Source organism: Streptomyces sp. NL15-2K (assembly GCF_030551255.1).
GTDB lineage: Bacteria > Actinomycetota > Actinomycetes > Streptomycetales > Streptomycetaceae > Streptomyces.
Genome location: NZ_CP130630.1, coordinates 6,518,441 through 6,537,831 on the forward strand (window position 1 = coordinate 6,518,441; position 19,391 = coordinate 6,537,831).

Sequence of the window (19,391 nt, forward strand, 5' to 3'; positions counted from 1 at the left end):
ATCCGCCGCGCCGCGGAGTTCGGCCGGGACGTGGTCGTGGTCGACGACCGGCGCCCGATGTTGAGCCCCGACCGGTTCCGCCGGAAACCGGGGAGTCAATAACCGGGGGAGTCAAGGGGAGAGCGGAAGGTTCTGCTCGGTCCAGATGCATTTGCCCTCGTCGAGATGGCGAGTGCCCCACCGCTGAGAGAGAGCGGCCACCAGGTGCAGGCCCCGGCCGCCTTCGTCGGTGAATGCGGCGCGCCGGATGCGCGGGCTGGTGAGGCTGCCGTCATAGACCTCACAGATCAGCGACCGGCTGCGCAGCAGGCGCACGCGCATGGGGCCGCTGGCATGCCGGATCACGTTGCCGACCAATTCGCTCACCAGGAGCTCGGTGGTCATGACGAGATCGTCCAGACCCCAGACGGCCAGCTGGCTGCGGACGTATTCCCGGGCTTGGCCGGCTGCCCGCGGGTCGTCCGGAAGGCTGCACGAGGCGACGCTGTCGACAGGCGTGCCTCGGGTGTGGGCCACGAGGAGGACCGCGTCGTCGTTGGTCTGCTCACGGTCGGGCAGCAAAGCCGAGACGACGAAGTCGCAAAGGTCATGGAGACGCCTGGTGTCACCGTGCCGGCTGCCGGTCGGGAAGTACGGGGGCCGGGCCACGGCCCTCGCCAGCGTCTGTCTGAGCTGAGCCAGTCCCTGGTCGATGTCCCGGGTGGCGGATTCGACGAGGCCGTCCGTGCAGAACACGAGAAGGCTCTCGTCCGGCAGGTGCAGCTCGTGCGTCTCGAAGGGAGGTTCGGCGGCGCCCAGCGGCGGGTCGCTTGCCAGCTCCGGACAGTGGACCGTCCCATCGGGATGGACGATGACAGGCGGGAGATGACCGGCCAAGGACAGCGAGCAGGTATGGGTGACGGGGTCGAACACGGCGTAGGAGCAGGTGGCGTACTTGTCGTCGCCCAGGTCGGCGACGAGTTCGTTGAGGTGGTTGAGCAGCTCGTCCGGATCCAGTTCGAGGTCGGCAAGGGCGCGGACCGCCGTGCGTAGCTGCCCCATCACGGCGGCTTCGGCGATGCCGTGCCCCATGACGTCGCCGATCACGATGGCGACCCGATCGCCGGACAGCGGGATCAGGTCGTACCAGTCACCGCCCACCTCTTCGCCTTTCCCCGCGGGCATGTAGCGAGCGGCGGCGCAGACGGCCGGCAGGGAGGGCAGTGTCCTGGGGAGCAGACCGCGCTGGAGTTCCTGGGCGCGGTTGTGCTCCACGTCGTACAGCCGGGCCCGCTCCAGTGCCTGCGCGATCAGCCCGCTCAGGGTTATCAGCAGTGTGCGTTCCTCCTCGCTGAAGGAGCGTGGCCGAGAGAAGGAGACGACACAGCAACCGATCGCGCGCCCGGAAGCGATGAGAGGCAGGAACGCCCATGCGCTCTTGGCCGATGCGGCCACAAAGTTCACAAACCTCGGATAAAGCCGGACGTAATCGGCAGGCGACTCGACGAAACCGGGCGTGCGGGTGCGGAGCGTTTCGGCGATCGCCGTGTGGCTCGTGAGCGAGATCCCGCCGATCTGGTGCAGGAATTCCTCGGTGTATCCCACGGATCCGACCGCACGCAGTCGGCCCCCCTCGAGCGCGTGGACGACCAGCCCGTCGGCGCCGAAGGGCGGCAGGACATGCTGTGCGACGGCCTTCACCACGTCGCTGGACGTGACGGCTTCGGCCAGCGCCGCCGTCAGCTCGCTCATCCGGGCGGTTCGCCCGGCCGCGACCCCTCCCCAGCCTCCGGCCGCGACCCTTCCCCAGCCCCCGGCCGCGACCCTTCCCCAGCCTCCGGCCGGGGGGACCCCCACCTCGCTTCGCTCGCCGGCCGATCGCTCGGCTCCCCCTGGCCGCTCGCCGGTGACACCGGCGAAATAGATCGTCAGCCCGCCGCCCTGCAAGGGGACCAGCCGGACACGGCGGACGCGCTGACCGGTCGGGCTGTGGAGATCGAAACCGATCGGCTTTCTCTCGGCGGACGCTCGCCGGCACTGGGCTTCGAGACCGGGTGTGCGTCCTACGGGAATGTCCCAGAGAGTGCTGCCCAGCAGCGTCCGGCTGGGGCCGAGGAGACGCTCGGCCTCCTCGTTGACGAAGGTGATCCGCCAGTCCTCGTCGACCGCCAGGAATCCTTCGTCCATGTCACGAAGGGCGACGACGACCGGATCGTACGCGGCCTGTGCGTGAGCCGGGCCCCACAGCGTGCCGACCATACGGGCAGAGGTGCCGTTCCTGCCCGGCACCATGTGGCCGCGCGCCCGCACCCACCCGAAGGTGCCGTCGCTGTGGTGCACTCGGTATTCGGTGTCGTGCGCCGTCCCGCTGTCGTACGCCTCACGGATGTCGGCCGTGAATGTCGGCAGATCCTCAACGCTCGGAAGGTGCCGGCACAGGTCCGCGCTCTCGTCGAGCGTCTGCAGCGACTCACCGGGCATGTCGATGACCGGTTGGGTGAGCGTCACCGAACCGGCCGCGGCGTCGTATTCCCAATGGCTGATCGCAACCACGCGGGGTACCTCCCCGCCGGGCCGATCGATCGCGGGTGGCTCCCTGGCCGCCGAGAAGACACCCGGCGGCGTGTCGGAACGCTCTTCCAGGCATCCGGCCGCCCACACCGCTACGGAGCCGAGGAAGGACCGCTGCGCGGGATCCGGCTCGTCGGGCCCTGCCGTGAGCACGGAAAGCACACCGACTCGCCCGCTGGTACCGGGCAGAGGCACCGCCGCGGTGCCGGAAGCTCCGACCCCCAGACTGTCCTCGGCCACCCAGGTGAAGGCACCGCTGCGCAAGGCGCGTGCGGGGGCCACGTCCTCCTCCGCGCGGAGATTCGCCCATGCCCCGGCGAGCTCCGGCGCAAGCCCGCAGGCCGCCACCAGGCGCAACCGATCAGAACCGGGGTCGCGCCAGTGGGCCAAGCCGCCGAGGCCACCCAGGTCGGCGGTCACCTGCTGAAGGGCCACGTTCAGTGTCTCGGCCATCGACAGCCCGTGGTCGCCGGCCGCCAGCAGTCGCAGCCGCAGCGTCTCCGACTGCTCGATGAGGCTCACGGGCCTCGCGTTCCCAGCCACCACCGCGTCTCCCGGAAGGTCGCGTGTGAAGCCCCGCTCGTGCAATTCCCCATCATCGGATACCCGTGCGGCACTGCTGTCGTCAATCAGGCATTTCATCAATCTGCCTATATGTACTTTATCTCCTTCTCCGTTCCGTTGATCCCAGGTAGCTGTACGTCACCTCGGGCCGGGCTGAGGCGTGCTTGAGGTCGGTCCAGTGATCTGGCCCGGGTGATGGCGCCACATCCGAGCCAGGGTGTGTGACATGTGTGGAACAGCTCAGCCACGTCAGCGTCAACCGCTGGTCATTACATGCAAGTTGCTGCATAGCATCAGGGCGGACGCATGGTGAATCGGTGATTCCAGGGGGACTCGTGGTCGCAGTCAAGGAAGCGGTGCGCCTCGGCTGTGCCGGCGCGGTGTGCGGCTTGGTGCTTTTCGGCTGCACCTCCGGTGGGGGCGAGCCGTCCGCATCGACGCCCGCGCGGAAGGCCGGCGGCACGACGGTCGCCGGCCCGTCGCCGACCGAAGTCGTCGACATCGACCCCGCCAGACTCCCGGGTACGAAGGCGCGAGCCGCCGCGCTGATCCGGGAGGTCATCGCGGATCCCTCCGCGTTTGGCCCCGGCACCGTCCGCCGGGTCCCCTACGAGAGCGACCCGCGACGCCGGCCGGTTCTCGGGGACGACTGCGTCTGGCACCAGCAGGCGCTCCCGAAGGACGTCCTCGCCACCTTGACCCGCTCCTACGAGATACCGGCGAGCGGCACCAAGGGCCCACTCCGGCTGAGCGCCGTCGTCACGGTGCACCGCACCCCCGAGCAGGCCGACTGGGAGAACGCCGAGGTCTTGGAAGAGATGATGCGCTGCCCCACGCAGCGGCTGCGCTCGGATGAGGTGGTCACGTCGCTGAACGACGTCCCGAACTCCTTCGGTGACTCCGGGAACGAGTACGCCGACGACGCGCTCAACGAGCTCGGCTCCTACACGAGCGCCGAAGTCGGCGGCCCCCACCCGTACCTCTGGGAGCAGACCCGCATCGGCCAGTTCACCCTCGCCGTCTCCGCCAAGGGAGCCAAGGGCTGGTCCCGGGCAGACCTGTTCGACCGGCTGCGCGATCCGCACGTCGGCATGCGCGCCCGCCTCAGAGCCGAGATCGAACGGAACACGCCGGAGCCCAGCGGCAGCACGCAGGGCGATGGCCGATGACCGAGAAGCTCACCCCCTCCGACCCGGCCCGTATCGGCGGTCACCGTCTGCTCGCCCGGCTCGGCGCAGGTGGCATGGGCATCGTCTACCTCGGGCGTGCCGGGTCCGGGGAGCTGGCCGCCGTCAAGGTGATCCTGCCCGAGTACGCCGACCAGCCGGAGTTCCGCGCGCGCTTCCGTCGTGAGGTCGCCGCCGCCCGGCGCGTGGACAGCCCCTGGGCCGTGCAGGTCACCGGCGCCGACCCGGACGCGGCGGCGCCCTGGCTCGCTACCGCGTTCGTGCCCGGCCCTTCGCTCGCCGAGGCCGTCGCCGCCTGCGGTCCGCTGCCGCCGCGCGGGGTGCGCATCCTCGGCCGGATGCTGGCCCGCGCCCTGACCGCCGTGCATGACGCGGGACTCGTCCACCGCGACGTCAAGCCCGGCAATGTGCTGCTCGCCGTCGACGGCCCCCGCCTCATCGACTTCGGTATCGCCCGTGCCACCGAGGAGACGGCGCTCACCTCGGCCGACATGGTCGTCGGCACCCCCGGGTTCCTCGCCCCCGAACAAGCCCAGGCGCAGCCCGCGTCGCCCGCCAGCGATGTCTTCGCCCTCGGCTGTCTCCTCTCCTACGCCGCCACCGGCCGCCCGCCCTTCGGCACCGGTGCCGTGGACGCCCTCCTTTACCGCACCGTGCACGACGAGCCCGACCTCGACGGTGTCCCCGACGACACGCGCGCGCTCCTGGAGCGCTGCCTCGCCAAGGACCCGGCCACCCGGCCCACCGCCCGAGAGGTGGACGAGACGCTGGTCGAGGACACGCCCCAGGACACCGTCGACTGGCTGCCCGACGCCGTCGTACGACTCATCGCCGACCGCTCCGCCGCGATGCTCGCCCTCCCGGACATCGAGGCGACGGCCCTCGACGCGCCAACGGACGGGCAGCCGACGGAAGTTCCGACGGACGTGCCTCGTCCCACCAGCCGCCGCCGTTTCCTCCAGCTCGGCGGCGGCGCTGCCCTGCTCGCCGCCGGCGGCGGTGCCGCGCTCTGGGCCGCACAGCGCGGCGACGACCCCGCGCCGACCGCCTCGTCCCGTGCCCGTCGCTGGATCCTCGGCGTGCAGGCCGACCTGACGGGCCCGCGGAGAAGCGTCGGACAGGCCCAGGGACGTGGGATACGGCTGGCCGTCGAGCAGTTCAACTCCCGCGAGGACAAGCCGTTCACGCTCACTCTCAAGACGGTCGACGACCGGGGCGACGCGACCCGCGCAGCCAAAGTGGCCCGCACTCTCGCCGCCGACCGCGACCTGCTCGCCGTCATCGGCTCGACCGGCGACGAGACTACTGGGGCGAGCCTCGACAGCTACGACGCACAGCTCGTCCCCCAGCTCACGGTCTCCTCCGCGCAGTCCGTGTACGGCACCGCGCAGCCCCGCCACTTCCTCCAGGCCGTCCCCGGCTACACGGGCCTGCCCGTGGCGGCGGCCATCTCCCTCCGGACTCAGGGTGCCCGGCGGGTGGGCGTGCTGATCGACCGCGACGGCGGCATCCCGGCCTGGGAGCTCGGCCACTCCATGTTCCAGTACCTCGGTGTCGCCAAGATCGCCGGTGAACCGCGTGTCGTACCGCGGCTTGCCAAGGACCTCACTGCGGTGGTCGCCGAGATGGCCGCGCGGCAGCCGGACGCCTTCGTCTACACGGGCACCCCCGCCCGCGCCGCTGCCGTCGCACGCGCCCTCGCGCAGACGGACTTCAACGGCCTGCGCGTCCTCGGCTACCCGGCCGCGGAACCGGAGTTCCTGACCGCCGCGGGCACCGCCGCCGACGGGTGGCAGATCTTCGCCCCGTACATCGACCCCTCGGCCGCCGCCGTCCGCCCCTTCGCCACCGCCTATCGAAAGCGCTACGGCTCCGCACCCCCGTACTGGGCGGCCGAGGCGTACGACGTGGCCCGCATGGTCATCACCCGCCTCACCGAGGCCGGCGGCCGGCCCTCCCGGAACCGGCTGTACGACCTGCTGGCGAAGGGCACGTACAAGGGACTCGTCCGGACGTACGCGTTCGACGAGGAGCACGGGGGGTGGCTCAAGGGGTCCGCGATCTTCCGCTACGAGGTGAAGGGCGGCCGGTACTCCTACGCGGGCGAGGTCGACTTCTGATGCTGCCCCTGACTGCCGACGACCCCGAGGACATCGGCGGGCACCGGCTGCTGGCCCGGCTCGGCGCGGGCGGCATGGGCGTCGTCCACCTCGCCCGTACAGCAGGAGGTGCGCTCGTCGCGCTCAAGACGATCCGCGCCGAACACGCGGCGGACCCGGCCTTCCGCACCCGGTTCCGGCGCGAGGTGACGGCGGTCCGAGGTCTGACCGGGCACTGGCTGGTGCCGGTCGTGGCCGCCGACACGGAGGCCCGGGAGCCCTGGCTGGCGACGGAGTTCATCCCCGGACCGTCGCTGGTCGAGGCGGTCGACGGCTTCGGCGCGCTGCCCGTCGCCGCCGTACGGACCCTGGGTTCGCGGCTGGCCGAAGCGCTCACCGCCGTACACGCGGCGGGAGTTGTGCACCGCGATGTGAAACCGGGCAACGTCCTGCTCGCCCTGGACGGTCCCCGCCTGATCGACTTCGGCATCGCCCACGCCGCGGGCGCCACCGCGCTCACCGCACCCGACGCGGTCGTCGGCACGCCCGGCTTCCTCGCACCGGAACAGGCACAGGCCCGCGCCGGGGAGGTCGGCCCGGCCAGCGACGTCTTCTCGCTGGGCTGCGTCCTGGCGTACGCGGCCTCGGGCCGGCGCCCGTTCGGCACCGGATACGCGGCGGGCGTCCTCTTCCGTACGGTGCACGAGGAGCCGGACCTGGCGGACGTGCCCGGCGAGCTACGGGCTCTGATCGGGGCCTGCCTGGCCAAGGACCCGACCAAGCGGCCCACGGCCGCCGAGGTCGCGGCGGCGCTCCGCGACCCGCGGGTCTCGCTCGCAAGGGGAATTCCCGAAGCCCGGAACGAGCAGTGGCTGCCACCCGCGCTCCTCCGCATGGTCGCCGAACGCTCCGCCCGAGCACTGGACGTTCCCACCCCCCGACGCCGCCCTCCACGGCAACCGACGGACGACGACCCGGCCACCGACCCTGCGCCATCGCACCCGCAGGACGCCCGCCCTGCGACCCGACGGCGCGTGCTGCTGATGGGAAGCGCGGCGGCCTCCGTGGTCGCGGTCGGCGGCGGGGTCACCGCCTATCTCACTGCCGGGCGAGGGGGCACAGGTGGCTCGGGCGGCGCCCTCCCCGTGCACACCCTCGGCTTCCAGGCCGACCTCAGCGGCAAGAACAAGGCGGACGGCGTGGCGCAGGAGCGCGGGGCGCGGCTCGCCGTGGAGCAGCACAACGCGCGCGCGGGCATCACGTTCCGCCTCGCCCTCGACACCGTCGACGACCGGGGCGAAGCGGCGCGCGCCAAACAGGCGGCCCGGCGCTTCACCGGGGCCAAGGTGAGCGCGGTCCTCGCCCCCGGCACGGCCAACGCGGCGCTCGCCGCCGGCCCGCTCTACCAGGACACCCGCACGGCCATGGTGCTGATCTCTGTCAACGACGACGGACTCACGGCGTCGAATCTGAGCATCCTGCGCGCCACCCGGGGGCCCGAGTCCTACCTGGCGTTGCCGCTGACCTCATATCTGACCGACGTACGACCGGTCGACCGCACCGCCGTCATCGACGATCAGGCGGCGGGCCGTACGGGATCAGCCCTCATCAACCGGTTCTCGGAGGAGCCGCCCCATGAGGGCACGACCAGCGTTCATCCCGTGGCGGCCGACAGCGACGACTTCGCTCCCGCCGTCCGCGCCGCCCTCGCCGCCAAGGCGCAGGCCGTCGTCTTCAGCGGCACGTCGCCCGAGCGCGCCGCACGCTGCGCCCGCGCACTCGCCGACGCGGGCTTCACCGGACCGCGCCTGGGCACCTGGCACATCATGAACCCGGCCTTCCTCCAGCAGGCCGGAGCGGCGGGCCAGGACTGGCTGTTCGGCACCCCCTTCACCGACCCCGGCAGCGTGTCCCGCACCTTCAGGACCGCGTACCGCGCGAGGTACGGTACGGCCCCCGGGCACTGGTCCCCGGAGGCGTACGACGCCGTGGGACTGATCACGCGCACGTTGGAGAGACTGGGCGGAACAGCCGACATCGAACCGGCGGCCGTGGCCCAGCGCCTGTTCGAAGGCACCTACCAGGGACTCGCCAAAACCCTCCGCTTCACCACCGGCGGCACCAACGCCCTTGAGCCGGACGGGTCGTACTTCCTGTTCCAGACGAAGGGGAATGCCTTCCGCTTCCTGGGACGCGACGACCAGGTCAAGTGAGCTCAACTCGGATGCGAACGGGATCATGTCAGCCACCTTGGCCCGGGCCCTTTCCTCCGGTTACGCCGTGACCGGTGTGCCCTCCGCCGCCGATTCCGGCTCGGTGCTGCCGAAGGCCCGTCCGCGGGCCTCCTTGCCGAGTGCGGTGAGTACCGGTACCGCGATCAGCACCGGCACCAGGGTGACCGTAAGCGCGAAGCCGTAGCCGTGGGACTTCGCCAGCGCCTGCTGGATCGGCAGGTTGAACGCGGCTATGCAGTTGCCCAGTTGGTAGGTGACGCCGGGGAAGAACCGTTCTTAGGGGAATTGGCCCGTGTTGGTCAATTCGCCGTGAACCGGGCCGGTGAGGGCCTGGTGACCTCGCGAACGGTCTTCGAGGTCGGGAAACAGCACGAGTTGGTCACCTCGGCGCGGTCGGGTCTTGGCGCCCTGGGTGGGCGTGCCCGCTGTCCTGGGTGGGCTCGTGGTTCCGCGCGGTCTCTCGTGGTTCCGCGCGGTCTGGGGAGGGATGCGGTCTGGCCGGTAGCTCCCCGCCGCCCGATCCTCTGGGCGGGTGCGGTCACACCTGGCCGACGCCGGATCCTGTGTTCCAGGCTGCGCCTGCCGATCGCCACGGCGGCATCGTGGTGCCGGGTGACGGTGGTCTTGGTCTGCTGCTGGAGCGGGGTCTTCCAGTGTTTCTCGCCCCAGATACTGGTGTAGGCGGGGTCGACGGCGATGACGGTCAGGCCCTGGTGGTAGGCCATGCCGCGCAGCCGTTCGCGGAAGCGTGCGGTGGGGATGCCTGCGACCGTGCGGCGGAAGCGTTTGCCGTGCTGTCCGCGACCCATGGTCTCGCGGCCGGTGGCGCGGGCGTCGGTGAAGCCGAGGTTCTCGATCACGATCGCGGCGCAGCCGTGCTCGTGGGCGAGGGTGATCAGGGTGGTGATGGCTGCGCGGAGGCGGCCGTCCCGGGTGGTGGCGGGGCCGGTCAGGTCGAGCGGGACGGTGCGCGGTTCGCCGACCGGGTTGCCGTGCTCGTCGGGGACGGCGGCGGCGAGGTGGTCGGCGTTGAGGTCGACGCCGAGCAGGCGGGCGCCCGACGCGCGGATCTCTTGTGGGGTGCGCGGCGGGGCAGTGTCGCGGGTCCAGGAGGCGTCGAGGTACCAGCGGGCGCGGGCGGGGTCGTGAACGATGTCGTAGCGCACGGCCCGGTTGGCGGTGACGCGGTCGAGCCACTCCTCGCGGCCGTGGTGGAAGGTGACGGCGCAGGAGAGCATGTAGCGGCCACGGGGGGCGTTGGCCAGATGCCGCAGCGGTTCGGGCAGTACGAGGGTGATAGTGCCGTCGTGCGGGTCGACGGTGCACTCGGCCGGCCCGGCGACCTCGGGCGTCACCGGCTGAATCCCTGCGGCGCTTCGGCGACGATGATGTGCACCGAGGCTTTCCGTCGCCTTACGTGGTGTCAACATGCGATCCGCATACCCCGTGCAGGGGCTTCTTTGAGCTGATTCTCACAGCGGGCTAAGGGCTTCCTCATGCTCCGCTGAAGGCGGCTCACCAATGTGACGGTCATGAGCAAATCGGTCGTACTGGCGAGAGAGCCCGCCGACGCGACACCACCCGGCACGACCGGCCCCGAATCGGGCTCCGCACGACTCGTGGAAGTCGTGATCCCGGTCCACAACGAGGAACGGGTCCTGGAGCGGAGCGTCCGCAGAGTCCACGCCTACCTCGCCGAGGGCCTGCCGTACCGGTTCCGGATCACCATCGCGGACAACGCCAGCACGGACGGAACGTGGCAGGTCGCCACCGCCCTGGAACGGCGGCTCGCACACGTTCGGGCGGTGCACCTGGACCTCAAGGGCCGGGGCCGGGCCCTGCGCCATGTCTGGAGCCGCAGTGACGCCGACGTGGTCAGCTACATGGACGTGGACCTGTCCACCGGCCTTGACGCGTTCCTGCCGCTGGTCGCCCCACTGATGTCCGGTCACAGTGACCTGGCCATCGGCAGCCGTCTGCACCGCGGCTCGATGGTGGTACGCGGCCCCAAGCGGGAGTTCGTCTCGCGGACGTACAACACGCTGCTGCACGTCACGATGGCCGCCCGTTTCTCCGACGCGCAGTGCGGCTTCAAGGCGGGCCGCACCGACGTGGTCAAGGCGCTGCTGGCCGGTGTCGAGGACGAGGCGTGGTTCTTCGACACCGAGCTCCTGCTGCTCGCCGAGCGCAGCGGGTTGCGGGTCCATGAGGTGCCGGTGGACTGGGTGGACGACCCCGACAGCCGGGTCGACATCGTCCGGACCGCGGTGGACGACCTGCGGGGGATGGTCCGAGTACTGCGCCGGACGCTGTCCGGGCCGGCCGAGGTGCCGGTGCCACCGCGGAAGCGGCCCCGTATCACCACCGGGGTGCGCGGGCAGTTGTCCAGCTTCGCGGTGATCGGCGTCTGCTGCACCCTCGCCTACCTGCTGCTGTACCTGCTGCTGAGGCAGTTGACGCCCCCGCTGGCCGCCAACGCGCTGGCGCTGCTGGTCACCGCTGTCGCCAACACGGCCGCCAACCGCCGCTGGACCTTCGGCCTGACCGGCCCGCGTGACGCGCTGCGCCACCAGGTCGAGGGCGGGCTCGCCTTCGTCATCGGCCTGGTGCTCAGTACGGCGACCCTGGCCCTGGTGCGGTCGGCCGTGCCGCACGCCTCCCGATCGGCCGAACTCCTGGCGCTGGTCGGCGCGAACGTACTGGCCAGCGCGGCGAGGTTCCTTCTGATGAGGGTGTGGGTGTTCAACCCACGCCGCACCGACCGGCAGTTGCACGGCACGCCGGTGCCGCCCGAGGAGCACTGGAATGACTGACGGAACATACGCACCGCAGCCCGGGGTACTCAACCGTCCGGCCCGGGCCCCGCGAGCGGGCACCGGCCGCTCCCGGCTCGGGCGGCTGCTGCTGGGCGCGCCGGACGCCCCCCGGTGGGCCCGGCCGGCGCTGTGGGCCGTGCTGGTGACGGCCGCCGCGCTCTACGCGTACGGGCTGGGCGCGAACGGCGACGCCAACAGCTATTACGCGGCGGCCGTACTGTCCGGCACCAAGAGCTGGACCTCCTTCTTCTTCGGCTCCCTCGACACCGGCAACTTCATCACCGTGGACAAGCCCCCGGTGGCGCTGTGGCTGATGGGACTCTCCTGCCGGGTGTTCGGGTTCGGTACGTGGCAGATGCTGCTGCCGATGGCCGCCTCCGGGGTGGCCTCGGTCGCGGTGCTGTACAGCGCGGTCCGGCGGGTCTTCGGGTACTCGGCGGCCACGGTCGCGGCCCTGGTCATGGCGCTTACGCCGATCACGGTGGCGATCACCCGGGACAACAACCCCGACCCCGTGCTGGTGCTGCTCTGTGTCTGCGCGGCCTGGTTCCTGCTGGAGGCCGTGCGCGGCGGCAGGCTGCTGCCGCTGGTCTGGTCGGCCGTGCTGGTCGGTTTCGCCTTCAACACCAAGATGCTCCAGGCGTACATCGTGCTGCCCGCCTTCTTCGTGACGTACCTGTTCGCCGCGCCCGGTGGCGTCGCGCGGCGGACCAGGAACATGCTGGCCGCCGGTGTCGCGCTGGTGGTGTCCAGCGGATGGTGGATGGTGACCGTGGACTCCGTCCCGGCGGCCGACCGGCCCTTCATCGGCAGCAGCACCGAGAACTCGGTCTGGGACCTGGCCACCGGCTACAACGGCCTGGCCCGCATACTCGGCAAGGACGGCGGCCGCGCTGACACGGCCCGGCACGCCGGCGGCAGGACGGCCGAGGTCGCACACCAGTTCGCCCAGGCCGCCGCCGGGCGGACCGGCGCAGGGGGCCGGGGCGGCTTCGGCGGGTCCACCGGCATCAGCCGGCTGTTCAGCGAACAACTCGGCGGGCAGATCTCCTGGCTGCTGCCCTTCGCGGCGGTGGCACTGATCAGTGCCCTGGTGCTGCGCGGACGTCGGCCCCGTGGCGACCTGCGCCGCGCCGCGCTGATGCTGTGGGGCGTGTGGATGCTCACCCACTTCGTCACCTTCAGCTACGCCTCGGGGACCTTCCACCCCTACTACACGACGATGCTCACCCCTTCGGTCGCCGCTTCGACCGGCGCGGGCGGGTCGGCGCTGCTCCGCGCGGCGCGCCGGGGCGCCGTGGTGTGGGCAGGCGTCCTGGCGGCGGCGGTACTCGGCTCGGCGGCCTGGGCGGTGGTACTGCTGCGCCGCACGCCGGACTTCGCCTCGTGGCTGTGGCCGCTGATCGCGGTGGCCGCAGTGGTCGCGGTGGTCGCGCTGCTGGTGGGCACGGCGCGGGAACGGCGTGCGGCTCAGCCGCCCCGGCGCGGGCGGCTGCTGCTCGTCGGCGCGTCGACGGCGCTGGTCGCGCTGCTCGCAGGCCCGGCGGCCTACGCGGCCGACACCGTCACGGCGGGAGCGATCCAGGGCAGCAATCCGATGGGCGGCCCCGCGAGCCGTACCGGCGGCGGCTTCGGCGGCCGCAGCGATCTCCAGCCGGTGGCAGGCGACTTCGGCGGCCGCAGCGGCTTCCGGCCGCCGGTGGCGAGGGGCCAGTACGGGCGCGGCGCTCAGGGCGGGTTCGTCCGCTTCGGGGGCGGTGGCGATCTCGGGCGGGCGGACAGAGCGGACAGAGCAGGTGTAGGGGGCACAGGGGAACCGTTCCTCGGCGGCATGGGCTTCGGCGGTGGACGGGGCGGCATGATCAGTGCCCAGCTGATCGGCTACCTCGAACAGCGTCAGGACGGCGCGAAGTGGCTGGTGGCGACCCAGAACGCCACCTCGGCGGCGCAGATCATCCTGGCGACGGGCGGCAAGGCGGCCCTGGCCATGGGCGGCTTCACCGGGAGCGACCCGGCGATGACGCTCACGAAGTTCCAGCAGTACGTCTCGGCAGGTCGGCTGCGCTACGTCCTGGCCGGTGGCGGCGGGTTCAGCGGTGCGTTCGGGAGCGGGCGGAGCGGCGGTATCTCACCGGTCATGTCGTACGTCCAGGCGCACTGCTCGGCGGTGCCGGCCTCCGCGTACGGGGGAGCCGCCGCATCCGCCACCTCCCCGGAGCGCCGGGGCGGTACGGCCGCCCCGCAGACGCTGTATGACTGCTCTGGTGAATGACAGCTCTGGCTGACCAGCCACCCGCCTGCCTCGCCGCGAACCCCGCCCACAACGCCGCTGCCCCACCGACCACGAGGGTCGGCGGGGCAGCGCCGTTGTGTCGTCGGCAGGCCCACCGTCAGCCGATGTAGCCGGCCACGTCCGCGAGCACCTGGGTGGTGCTGCTGGCGTAGAAATCGACCTTGCCGTCGGAGCCGACCGGCACGATCACCTGGTTGGCGATCGTCTTGCCCTGTACCCAGTTCAGGTTGGAGGCCGTCGGACGGGTGCCGCCGTCGGCCCAGGCGGTGAGGTAGCCGCTGCCGGTGGTGCCGGTGACGGTGACGGTCAGCACCACGGCCTTGACGCCGGTGGACGGAATGGCGTCGCGGCCCGAGATCTGCAGGGCCAGCGTCTTGCCGGCGCCCAGCGCCGTCGTCTGACGGGTGTCCAGCAGGCGCAGCGGGGTGACGGCGTTGAAGGCCGAGCCGCTGGTGGAGAAGTAACCGGAGACGTCGGCGATCACATGACTGGTGCCGTGGACGTAGAGGCTGACGTTGCCGTCGGAGCCGATCGGCACGACGACCAGGTTGGGGATGGTGGTCCCGGTGGCCGACCAGTTGACGTTGGAGGCGGTCGGGCGGGTCGCGCCCTCGGGGTAGGCCTCCAGGTAGCCCGAGCCGACGGTCTGGGTGGCCGTCAGGTTGAGCACCACGGAGGAGGCGCCGGTCGGCACGCCCCCGTGGCCGCGGACCTTGAGGCTGACCACCGCGTTGGTGATCTTGCTGGTGGTGGAGATGCCGACCTTGGAGCGGGTGTCCAGCAGGCGGGCCGGCGTGAGCGCCGTGTACTTCGACCCGGTGGTGTCGCTGGTGTAGTAGCCCTGGACATCGGCGATCAGGTGGGTGGTGCTGCTGGTGCGGAGGTCCACGACGCCGTCACCGGCCACGTTGACGGTCGCCGAGGCCGCGATGGTCTGGCCGGCGCCGGTCCAGTTGAGGTTGCTGGTCGACGGCTTGCTGGTGCCGTCGGCCCAGGCGATCAGCGAACCCGCGCCGGTGGTGCCGGTGACCGTGAGGTTGAGCACGACGCCGGTCACGCCGCTGCTGGGGATCCCCCCGGCGCCCTCGATCTTGACCGGGGCGGTGCCGCCCGCGACCAGGGGTTTCGTGGACGGGATGGAGCTGAGCCCCCAACCGGTGCCGTTGCGGGTGTCCAGCAGGCGCTTGGGGCTGCTGAGCGGGTGGAAGGTGGAAGCACCGGTGGCCGCCGTGCCCTTGGCCGCGCACAGCGAGGTGATCAGACCGGCCTCCTTGGGCGAGCCCAGGCCGGTGACCTCGTCGTAGCCGGCCGCCGCCGTGTAGCCGGTGGCGTATACGGAGTTGGTGCCGCTGGTGACGTCCCAGAAGTTCGTCGGGTAGCTGCTCCGCGCGGCCTTGTAGAGGGCGTCGTTGAGGAAGCCGACCCGGCCGTTGGTCTGGCAGGCCGTGCCGGCGTTGGCCTGGACGATGGCGGCGGCCCACGTCGGAGCCGCGGCGCTGGTGCCGCCGACGATGCCGGGGACGGGGCTGGAGGAGACGCTGTCGTCCTGGAAGTAGATCGGGTAGCCGGTGTACGGGTCCGCCAGGGCGGAGACATCCGGAACGGCACGCTTGGCGGTGGTGGCGACACCGCCCTGGTAGACGACGGGAGCCCAGCGCGAGGAGATGCCGCCGCCGCTGCCACCGGCGTCGTTGTTCCACGCCTTCTGGGTCGCGCTGCTGCCCGAGCCGGTCATCGTGGTGCCGCCGACGCCGGTGACGTAGGGCTGGCTCGCGGGGTCGTCGACGGCCTTGGCGGTGGAGCCGGTCGAGACGTAGCAGTCGCTGGATCCGTCGTCGCCCGAGGCGGCGACCACGCTCTGGCCCTGCGCCGCGGCCTCGGCGAAGATGGCGTTCTCGGCGCTCGCGGTCGCGCTGAGCTCGGCTGCCTCGCACACCCCCCAGCTGGTCGAGATGACCTGCGCCTGGTCGTCGGTGACCATCCGCTGGTAGACGTCGAGCACGTTCTGGTCGGTCGCGGACTGGGCGTCCACGCCCTGGTAGTCGATGATGCTCGCGCCCGGTACCAGACCGATCAGGTCCTCGATGTCGAGCGCCGACTCCACGCCGACCGATCCGTCGGTGGCCGGCGCGCCGGCCCCTGCCGCCGTATCGACGAACACGGTGGAGACCGACGTGTTGGTGCCCACACAGGACTGGTACGCGGCGATGCTGCCGGCGTCGACGTTCTCCAGTTCCAGCACGGCCACGGTCTGCCCCGCGCCGGCAGTGGCGGAGCTGCTCATGCCGTAGGTGCCGGCCAGCTTGCCGGGGCTGTAGTAGTCGGTGCCGTCGGTGAGGCCCGAGCTGGTGAAGTCGGTGCAGAGTCCCGGGCTGTACGCGTGCGGGGCCACGGCGCGCGAGCCGCGTCCGGCGACGGAGCCGGTCCTGCTCGCCTGACGCACGGCTGAGTGGTGGCTGGTGATGGAGCTGACGTCGCTCAGGCCCACGATCCCCGTCACCGACGCCGCTGTGTTCGCGGGCAGTGCGGGGGCCGCGGTGTTCATGTAGTCGGTGGTGCCGTCTTTGAGCCGGACGTTCCGGAAGCCGATGTCGAAGGCGTCGGACGCCTTTGCGACGGTGGTGGTGACCGGGATGGACAGGCCGTCCGGGCTGGCCTTGCCGGGAGTGAGGCCGGCCGCCTTCAGCGCCTGGGAGACCTGGGCGATGGTGGCCGGCGTCGGGCCGAAGACCGAGGCGAACCGCCCCTTGGCCAGGTAATGGTGGTACAGGGAGTTGCCCGGGGTGGATACCGCGGTGACGAAGTCGGCCAGCGCCTGCGGGTCACGCGGGGCGAGGTGCACGCCGATGTGCAGCGTGGTTCCCGAAGCGGTCGTGCCGGCCGCGGTCGCGCCGGCCGGGACGCGGGGGGCCGTGCCTATGCGCTGGGGCGCGTGCGATCCCGTCTCGGCCCTGTCGGTGACCGCGCCGTAGGCGGCGGTGGCGGCGACGGCGACGGTGAGAGCGACAGCGGCGGTGGTTGCCGCCGTGATCCCCCGAGCCCGTCTGCCGGTCTTGCCCGCCGCGTGTCTGGGACGTCCCAGCGAGGCATGGACCTTCTTGAACATGCAGAACTCCCATAGAAACTGACTCACCGTCACATCCGTTGAGAGGCAGGAGGAACGGTGGTCGAAGCCGCAATCTGGCAGCCGAGATGCGTGCGCCGGCATGTGTGTCGGCATGTGCGCCGGCATGTGGGCACGCAGGAGCAATCACCCTGAACCAGACGTGTGTGCGTTTCCTATCAAGAGTTGACAGATGTTGTCCTCAGCCCCAGGGGAACCATGGGGGGATCTTTGCGACATGGAGACCGGAGCGAACCCGGTGTAGCCTGCCGATCATCGCGTATCGTTCCTAAAGACTGAGCGGGAGTGAGTCCTGTTGCCAGAACTCATGCTCAGCCGAACGCCCCGAACGGTGTTGGGCGTTCTGGTCCACCGCGTTCTCGCCGCGTCCGGCGCGCACGGATCGTGTCCGTGGTCCGGGGATGCGGGGGCGGTTTCCCTCACGCCCCGGGGCCACTGATTCGGCCTGGACGGTCCGATGCCCGCACCCATCGCTCCGGTGGGTGCGGGGCGGTGCCGTCCGTCGCCGGATCGGGTGCCCAGGGCGCGCCTGCCGATCGCCACGGCGGCCGCGTCGTGGCGAGTGGTCTTCCTGGTGTTGGTGGTGAGGGGCTTCTGCCAGTGCTGGGCGCCCCACTTGGAGGTGTAGGCCGGGTCGACGGCGACGATGGTGATGCCGAGTTCGGCCGCCATGGACACCAGCCGGGCCCGCAGCCGGGAGGTGGGCATGCCGGAGATGAGCTTGCGGAACCTTTTGCGGCGGCCGTGCTTCTCCCGGGTCTTCTCCGCTTGGAAGTCGAGGTCTTCGACCGCGACCGCGAGGCTGTGGCGTTTGGCCCAGTGCAGCAGGCGGATGAGGGCGTGCCTCACCTGCGCGTCGCGGTGGCCGGCGGTGCCGGACAGGTCGTAGCCGAACCGGAGCGGTGCGCCGACGGGGTTGCCGTGCTGGTCGAGGCGCCAGGCGGCGAGATGGTCGGCGTTGGTGTCCACGCCGACCAGCCCGCCCGCGCGGGCCGCCTCCAGCGGCACCATCTGGACCGGCGGGAGCGTCCATGACGCGGTCAGGTACCAGCGGCTCCGGCCTACGTCTTCGTGGATGCGGTAGGCCACGGCCCGGTTGGCGGTGACCCGGTCACGCCACTGCTCGCCCCTGTGCGCGAACGCCACGCGGCCGGTGAGCACGTACCGGCCGTGCGGAGCGTTCGCCAGCGGCGCCAGCGGCGCCGGGAGCTTGATCGAGACCTCGCCGTCGCCGGTGACGCGGATCGTCTCGTTGCCGTAGCTTTTGCCGGACTCGCCGTCGGCCTGCGGGAACCGGCGCCCGGCCTCCCACCGGGCGCGCCACTGCTCTTCGGTGAGCCCGGCGGCATCCAGGTTGTGCCGGGTGTTCAGCAGCCGTTTCCCGCCGCGCACCACGCGCACGACCCCGGCCTCCCGCTCCGCCCGGGCCGTCTGAAGCCGGTCTTCGAGCACGCGCAGGCGGCGGGACTTGGCAAACCACTCCTGCCGGCTGCGGTAGCCGCCAGGCGCCTGCTTGGTGCCCTTGTCACCGATGGGCCGGGACAGCCGGTGCTCGATCGTCTCGATCCCGGCCTGAAGGCTCTGGATGTGCGCGAGCCGGCCACGCCGGGCGAGCGCCCACTGATCGTGGGCGGCCTTCGTGACCGACCCGGCCCAGCGGGAGGAGGACTCCTGTGTGAGAGTGCGCTTGCGCTCGGCCCACCGCTCACTGTCGTGCTCCAGACCGGCCGCGCACCGCGCCTTCAGATCACGGGAAGCAAGCGAACCGAGCAGGTCGCCGACCAGGCGAAGCACCTTCTCGTCCCCAGCGGTCAGGCCCTTGAGCCGGGTACGGATCGCAACCCCCGAGAGACCGGGCACCACGAACGGCGCCACCACCTCCCGCAGCTCACCCACCCCGTCACCCCCCGGCCCGGTATCGAAGAAATCCCTCACCACACCAACGACCACCACCAGCGAAGGTCACGCATTCGACGCAAGAACTCCCGTTCCCCGCCGGAGAACATGCCTGACGCTGCCAGGAGGCACACTCATACACGCCAGAACACGCTCAAGCACCGTCGATCCCCACCTGCTCACCACCCCCACCGTCGCCCTGCCTGCCGGCAGGGCGCTGTCGCGACACGAACCGATCAGAGCCGGCGTGATGGCGCCGCGCAGCCACATACGAGGCGCGCGCGTGGTCGGGTCGGCCGGTACGGTCGGTCTCCAGGTCGCCGGTGTGGCGGGGGTGCCGAGCAGTGGGGTCACCAGTGTCGTGGTGAACGTGACGGCGACCGGCGGGACTTCGTCCAGCTACGTCACCGTCTATCCGGACGGCAGTCCGCGTCCCGCGGTCTCGAACCTCAACTTCAGCGCGGGCGAGACCTTCCCCAACCTGGTCGTCGTCCCCGTGATCAACGGAAAGGTCGACTTCTACAACAACGCCGGCAGCGTCAACCTCGTCGCCGACCTGACGGGCTACTTCACCGGCTGAGCCCCACGGCTACGCTTACGCGTCTGCTGGGAGCCGTATGTGAAATCC

The 19,391-nt window shown here is 71.3% G+C and carries 9 protein-coding genes and 1 pseudogene; 6 read left to right on the top strand and 4 right to left on the bottom strand.

Annotation, left to right across the window (positions count from 1 at the left end; all coding sequences use genetic code 11):
• Positions 1-111: 111 nt before the first annotated feature.
• On the bottom strand, positions 112-3,072 hold the full coding sequence (locus Q4V64_RS29390) for a SpoIIE family protein phosphatase (protein ID WP_253266957.1): 2,961 nt from the start codon (positions 3,070-3,072) through the stop codon (positions 112-114).
• Between the two features lie 377 nt (positions 3,073-3,449).
• On the opposite strand from Q4V64_RS29390, the gene Q4V64_RS29395 reads away from it, so the two are divergent.
• The 3 genes from Q4V64_RS29395 to Q4V64_RS29405 are packed head-to-tail and all read left to right on the top strand — an operon-like array spanning position 3,450 to position 8,613.
• Complete coding sequence (locus Q4V64_RS29395; protein ID WP_253266956.1) at positions 3,450-4,283, top strand: hypothetical protein; 834 nt, start codon at positions 3,450-3,452, stop codon at positions 4,281-4,283.
• Positions 4,280-6,421, top strand: coding sequence for a bifunctional serine/threonine-protein kinase/ABC transporter substrate-binding protein (locus Q4V64_RS29400; protein ID WP_124440262.1), 2,142 nt, complete (start codon positions 4,280-4,282; stop codon positions 6,419-6,421). Before Q4V64_RS29395 ends, Q4V64_RS29400 begins: the two co-directional genes overlap by 4 nt.
• Complete coding sequence (locus tag Q4V64_RS29405; protein WP_124440261.1) at positions 6,421-8,613, top strand: bifunctional serine/threonine-protein kinase/ABC transporter substrate-binding protein; 2,193 nt, start codon at positions 6,421-6,423, stop codon at positions 8,611-8,613. Before Q4V64_RS29400 ends, Q4V64_RS29405 begins: the two co-directional genes overlap by 1 nt.
• 320 nt (positions 8,614-8,933) lie before the next feature.
• Here Q4V64_RS29405 and Q4V64_RS29410 read toward each other — a convergent pair whose 3' ends face one another.
• Positions 8,934-9,989 (bottom strand): transposase, encoded by a 1,056-nt coding sequence (locus Q4V64_RS29410; protein WP_172629205.1) that lies wholly within the window; start codon positions 9,987-9,989, stop codon positions 8,934-8,936.
• A 177-nt stretch (positions 9,990-10,166) separates the two neighbouring features.
• Here Q4V64_RS29410 and Q4V64_RS29415 point away from each other — a divergent pair, with 177 nt between their 5' ends.
• Together Q4V64_RS29415 and Q4V64_RS29420 are read left to right on the top strand one after the other, a co-directional pair.
• Positions 10,167-11,447 carry a glycosyltransferase gene (locus Q4V64_RS29415; protein WP_124440260.1) on the top strand — a complete coding sequence of 427 codons (1,281 nt, stop codon included), beginning with the start codon at positions 10,167-10,169 and terminating at the stop codon, positions 11,445-11,447.
• Positions 11,440-13,722, top strand: a complete 2,283-nt coding sequence (locus tag Q4V64_RS29420) for a glycosyltransferase family 39 protein (protein ID WP_124440259.1) — start codon at positions 11,440-11,442, stop codon at positions 13,720-13,722. The genes Q4V64_RS29415 and Q4V64_RS29420 overlap by 8 nt, the downstream gene beginning before the upstream one ends.
• Positions 13,723-13,840: 118 nt before the next feature.
• Here Q4V64_RS29420 and Q4V64_RS29425 read toward each other — a convergent pair whose 3' ends face one another.
• On the bottom strand, positions 13,841-16,849 hold the full coding sequence (locus tag Q4V64_RS29425) for a S53 family peptidase (RefSeq protein ID WP_124440258.1): 3,009 nt from the start codon (positions 16,847-16,849) through the stop codon (positions 13,841-13,843).
• 286 nt (positions 16,850-17,135) lie between these two features.
• Positions 17,136-18,763: pseudogene (locus Q4V64_RS29430) on the bottom strand (IS200/IS605 family accessory protein TnpB-related protein).
• A gap of 250 nt (positions 18,764-19,013) precedes the next feature.
• Between Q4V64_RS29430 and Q4V64_RS29435 the strand changes: the two are divergent.
• Positions 19,014-19,343: a hypothetical protein gene (locus Q4V64_RS29435; RefSeq protein ID WP_303712349.1), complete on the top strand. Its 330-nt coding sequence runs from the start codon at positions 19,014-19,016 to the stop codon at positions 19,341-19,343.
• Positions 19,344-19,391 lie beyond the last annotated feature (48 nt).